The 6,003-nt window shown below is 56.7% G+C and carries 2 protein-coding genes; both read left to right on the top strand.

Annotated elements, in window-relative coordinates:
- The first annotated feature begins 533 nt into the window (after positions 1-533).
- On the top strand, positions 534-3,515 hold the full coding sequence (locus QZR17_RS07020) for a TonB-dependent receptor (protein WP_297129408.1): 2,982 nt from the start codon (positions 534-536) through the stop codon (positions 3,513-3,515).
- Positions 3,516-3,553: 38 nt separating this feature from the next.
- Positions 3,554-5,791: a hypothetical protein gene (locus QZR17_RS07015; protein WP_297129406.1), complete on the top strand. Its 2,238-nt coding sequence runs from the start codon at positions 3,554-3,556 to the stop codon at positions 5,789-5,791.
- Positions 5,792-6,003 lie beyond the last annotated feature (212 nt).

The raw sequence follows: 6,003 nt of genomic DNA, 5'->3' as shown, positions 1-6,003 counted from the left end.
ACGACACCTTATATGATCCCGATCACCACCTCAAAGTAGCTCAACAATATCAGACTGCATAAAATTTCTACCCAAAAAGTTTGGTGGTTAGCATAAATAGCCCGGATGTCGAGGGGCGCAGCCCCGAAGACTCCGGGAAAGAAGAGCTTGGGAATGATGTACGACCCCGCAAGGGTGTCGCACTTATTTGTCGACCTGTGCGACACCCTTGCGGGGTCGTTATCGTTTGTACCGGCTGATCCACGGGTCTTCGGGGCTACGCCCCTCGACCACGTGGCTATGGACCGGGCACCCGCAAGGGGTGCTTCGCTTCACACTCTCTACAATCAGTTGATTGATTTCTGTACTACTCAAATGCGTCACCCCTGGCCTCGGTATTAGGATTTCGCCTGATTTGTAACGTCATCGACACAGACTTGTAATGGGATCTCAACATACACTTATCCACTTTGTCACAGGAGATTAATCGCTTGGTAATATCCCTTTATGACCTTTGCGGTGAAAAATAAACAAGAAGAAATGCTCTTACAGTAATGAAGGCTTACCGTATTACACTCCTGGCGATCATGAGTTGCAGCACAGCTGTTGCGACAGCGATCCCATCACTCGGAAGCAATCGTCCGCTCACTATGGTGGCAGAGCCGGATGGCGACGTCGCCAGTGGCACACTCCATGGCATCATCACCGATGGGGCTACCAAGGAGCCACTCATCGGTGCCACGGTCCGTCTCGAGGGTACCTCTCTCGGCGGGATCACCGATATGGACGGAAAATTTACCATCAACGGCATCCCCAAGGGGGTCTACACCGTGGTGATCTCCTACGTCTCCTACAAGACTGAGCGGATCCCCAATGCCGTGATCGAACCGGGGCAGCGCGCCACGCTCGACTTCACCCTCCGTCCCGATGATGAATTGCTCGACGAGGTGGTGGTGACAGCTAAGGCCAATCGCGAGTCGGAGAATATGCTCCTCCTCGAGCAGAAGCGCGCCCTCATTGCGATCGAGGCGATCGGCGCCATGGAGCTGGATCGCAAGGGGATCTCCAATGCCGAGGCCGCCGTGCAGCAGGTCTCCGGCATCTCCAAGCAGGAGGGGGTGAAGAATGTCTTTGTCCGCGGACTCGCCGACCGGTACAATAGCACCTACCTCAATGGCTTCCCCATCCCCTCGGATGACCCTGAGTACAAGAATATCTCGCTCGACATCTTCGATACCGATATGATCCAGAATATCGGTGTCAGTAAGGCCTTCAGCTCCACCCGTGGCGGTGACGTGGGCGGTGCAGCGATAGACATCAAGTCCAAGCAGCTGCAGGGCGACCACCTCCTCTCCATCGGAGCCGGCGTGGGGGGCAATGCGACACTCCTCGGTCGCGACACTTTCCTCCGTCAGGATGGGGTGGACTACTTTGGCTTCGCCAATCGGACCCAGCCGGACCGTAGCCTCTTCCCCGGCTACGGATCCGAGATACAGAGTGGTACGGACTATCCCTTCGTCAATAAGCTCCAACCGGTCAGGGTGCAGGCCCCCGTGGATCACAACCTCAACCTCTCCCTCGGCAAGCGGCTCGACCTCGACAGCGTAGTCCTCGACCTCCTGCTCGTGGGCCGGCACGAGGTGGGCTACTCCTACTCCAATCGTATCAGTCGCAGCTTCTCCACCGTCTTCAATGGCGGGACCACCGGTCTCTGGTACACCAATCAGGAGGGACCGATGTACGACACCGATGTCCGCCAGCTCCTCCTCGGAGACGCCTCGATGCGGATCCTCGACAAGCATACCATCCGCTACACCGGGCTCTTCATCCACTCCTCCAAGCAATTTGTCACTACCCTCGTCGGTCAGCACTCTGAGCACAATCAGGATGGCTCTACGACGCGTCAGCCGGATGGCGACCTGCTCCCCGAGGGATCTGTGCCGATGGAGCTCAATCACATCAGCCTTACCCGCCAGCAGAATAACGACAACCGCCTCCTCATCAATCAGCTCGACACCGACTGGCAACTCACGGATGCGCTGACCCTCAATGTCGGAGCTGCAGCGAATATCCTGCAGGCGTACGAGCCGGACCGTCGGCGCCTCTACATGGTCTTGACTGATAAGGGCTGGATCCCGGACTGGTCGATCAGCAACGACCGCTTCTTCTCCCACCTGAGAGAGAACGACTACAATGTCAAGGCCTCTGTGGAGTGGAAGTTTGCCCCCGAGTCGTTCCTCACCCTTGGCTACAAGGGTCGGTTTATCGACCATAAGTTCAATTCCATTGCCTACAACCTCCTTACCACGGTTTCTGAGGGGTTGGATGCCAAGGGGTACAAGGAGCTGGACTGGGACCGGATCTACAATGCGGAGACCCTGCGAAATAGGGATGCCCACGAGACACCCTTCTCCAATATCATGCTCAATAACGACGAGTGGTATCAGGCGCTCAAGCAGACACATGTCGGCTACCTGGATGCGGTCTGGAAGCTGACCGATGCCCTCACCCTGCAGGGTGGACTGCGGGTGGACCTCCTCCGCCAGCGTGTCTCCACGGGGATCAACTCCGACACCCCCACCTCCACCGTCTACGCCGGCACCGACCCCGACAAGTACAGCATGAAGCCCTTCGTCCTCCCGAGCTTCAACATCCGCTACGACATCAATGACCAGCACACCCTCCGCCTGAGCGCCTCCAAGAGCTACTCTATGCCACGCTTCAAGGAGGTCTCCACCTACAAGTACGTCAATATCGACTTCACCAGCTGCGGTTGGTCCAAGGTGCGCTTCTCGGAGCTCTACAACGTCGACCTGAAGTACGACTGGTACTTCTCCCCGAGCGAGCTTTTCACGGTCACTGCCTTCTACAAGCACATCAAGGACCCGCTCTCCCGGGTCTTCCTCGCTGGTACCGCCGGCATCCTCCAGTACGCCAATCCGGCTGACAAGGCTGAGGTGGCAGGCGTGGAGCTGGAGCTGAGGAAGGACCTCCTCAATACCTACAGCATCGCCACAGAGCGGCGACACAAGCTCAGCATGGGCCTCCGCGGCTCCTACCTCTACTCCGATATGATGCTCGACCTGGAGCCCTTCGGCGTGATCAAGAGCGATCGGACCGAGCTCGAGGGCGCGTCTCCCTGGCTCGCCAATGCCGACCTCACCTACAGCTATTCCAATGCGCGCAACAGCTACACGGGGACGATCCTCTTTGACTACTTCAGTGACCGCCTCTACACCTACGGCACTGTGGGGCAGAATGAGAACGGCATCATCGAGAAAGGCATCGCCAAGCTTAACCTCGTCGGGGAGGCCAACCTCGGCAAGCACTTCTCCATCAAGATGAAGGTGAATAACCTCCTCAATAGCCCCATTCGCAAGGTCGAGGTGCCGGGAGAGGTACTGCAAAAGACCTACACGGAGTACTACAATGCCCACCCTGAGCTGACTGCTCCTCACGAGCCAGATGCCCCGCAGGTCATCTCGGAGTACCGCAAGGGGGTCAGCTTTAGCCTCAGCGTGGGCTATAAATTCTAAGAAATAAATAATCACTCATTTTCAAATAGGAAAAGACAATGAAAGCACTAACCAGAAGCATCGCCCTCCTCATGATGGGGATCGCTACGCTCAGCCTTGCCACCTCCTGCAAGGAGGATGACAATAAGAAGCCCGAGGAGAAGAAGGAGCAGGCCTCCCTCAAGGGGAATATCTCCGCCGATCGCACCCTCGACGCTAAGGTCGCTTACACCCTCGACGGAGCTCTCTTCGTCAAGAAGGGCGCCACCCTCACCATCCCGGCCGGTACGGTCATCACGTCGGAGACAGGATTTGATAAGTACATCCTCGTAGAGCAGGGTGCCAAGATCAATATCCAGGGTACGGCACAGAGTCCCGTCACCCTCACCGCTAAGGACAAGAAGCCCGGGGCCTGGGGCGGACTGGTCATCAATGGCTACGCTCCCCTCACCTCCAGCCAGAAGAGCGCCAAGACGGAGATCAACCCCGAGTACCCCTATGGTGGTGATAACCCCGCAGACAACTCCGGCTCCATCACATATCTCAAGCTGGAGTACTGCGGTGCTCAGAGTAACGACGCTGTGGAGCACAACTCTCTCACCCTCAATGGTGTCGGTAGCGGTACCAAGATCTCCAATATCTTCGCCTACATGGGTGCGGATGATGGCGTAGAGTTCTTCGGCGGTGCTGTCAGTATCGACAACTTCCTCGCTGTCAATATGGATGACGATATGTTTGACGTCACTCAGGGCTGGTGTGGTAAGCTCACCAATGCCTATGGCGTCTGGGAGGAGGGTCACGTCAGCACCGAGAAGGATCCTCGCGGCTGTGAGGTGGACGGTAACCACGACGGCAACTACGCCGGCGATAGCCATCAGTCCAACTTCACGATCGAGAATATCACCATCCTCCTCGCCCAGAAGCCCTCTCAGGACAAGGGGCAGTTTGCCAACGACATCTTCAAGATCCGTCGTGGCGCCACCGCTAAGATCATTAATGCCCTCGTGAAGGGTCAGGGTCAGGCTGAGAACTTCATCAACACCACCGACAAGCTCGGCAATGGTACTCTCACCATCACCTACAACAACCAGCTCACCACGCCTCTCATGGGTAAGCTGATCAAGCAGGAGAAGAAGGAAGAGGTGAACGCCACCGAGGACAAGAGCCTCACCGGCTGCGACCCCGCTCTCTTCGCATGGACGGGATACAAGTTCCCGGACGTCAAGTTTGAGAGCCTCAAGGGCAACATCGCCAAGGACATGACCCTCGATGCCTCTGTCGCCTATATGCTGGATGGCCCTCTCTTCGTGAAGAAGGGTGCCACCCTCACCATCCCCGCAGGTACGGTGATCACCGCTGGTCAGGGATTTGATAAGTATCTCCTCGTGGAGCAGGGGGCCAAGATCATGGTCAAGGGTACCGCTGAGAAGCCCGTCATCATGACCGGTGTCGAGAAGCGCGCCGGCTCCTGGGGCGGCCTGATCATCAATGGGTACGCTCCACTTACCTCCGGTCAGAAGAGTGCCAATACTGAGATCAATCCGGAGTACCCCTACGGAGGTGACCAGCCTGAGGACAACTCCGGCTCCATCGAGTACCTCGTCCTCGAGTACTGTGGTGCGCAGGATAATGACAACGTGGAGCACAACTCCCTCACCCTCGATGGAGTCGGCAGCGGTACCAAGATCGCCAATGTCTTTGCCTACGCAGGTGCAGATGATGGCGTAGAGCTCTTCGGTGGATCAGTCTCTGTGGAGAACTTCCTTGCTGTCGATATGGATGACGATATGTTTGACGTCACCCAGGGCTGGTGTGGTAAGCTCACCAATGCCTACGGCATCTGGAGAGATGGTCACGTCAGCACCGAGAAGGACCCCCGCGGCTGCGAGGTGGATGGTAACCACGATGGTAACTACCCCGGCGACAGCCACCAGTCCAATTTCGTGATGGAGAACGTCACCATCGAGCTGGCTCAGGCTCCCTCTAAGGACAAGGGGAAGTATGTCAACGACGTCTTCAAGATCCGTCGTGGTGCCACCGCCAAGATCCTCAACGCCCTCGTCAAGGGTCAGGGTCAGGCTGAGAACTTCATCAACACCACCGACAAGAAGGGCAACGGCAGCCTCACCATCACCTACAACAATCAGCTCGCAACCCCTGTCTTCGGCAAGCTCATCAAGACCGGCGCAGAGAGTGAGGTGATTGCCACCGAGGACAAGAGCCTCAAGGGCTGCGACAGCGCCCTCTTCGGCTGGACTAAGTATGACTTTGAGAAACACACATACAATCGTAAGTAAGTAAAAGGAAAGCAGAAGAATAGGCATAGATCCATTCATACTGTAAGATAAAAGGAGTCCGGAGGTCGTGTCTCGTGAGAGATACGGCCTCCTTTTTTCTTTATCTCGCTCTCCTTAGAGTAAAAAAGCCCGCGCCCCAGGGTGGGGCATTTCTCGGTCAACCGGTGCGACAGCCCGGCGGGGTCGTATTTCTAAAAACGGGGTTATTTTAC

Source organism: uncultured Porphyromonas sp. (genome assembly GCF_900541275.1).
Taxonomy (GTDB): Bacteria; Bacteroidota; Bacteroidia; order Bacteroidales; family Porphyromonadaceae; genus Porphyromonas_A.
This window is presented reverse-complemented; position numbering and strand designations above follow the sequence as displayed.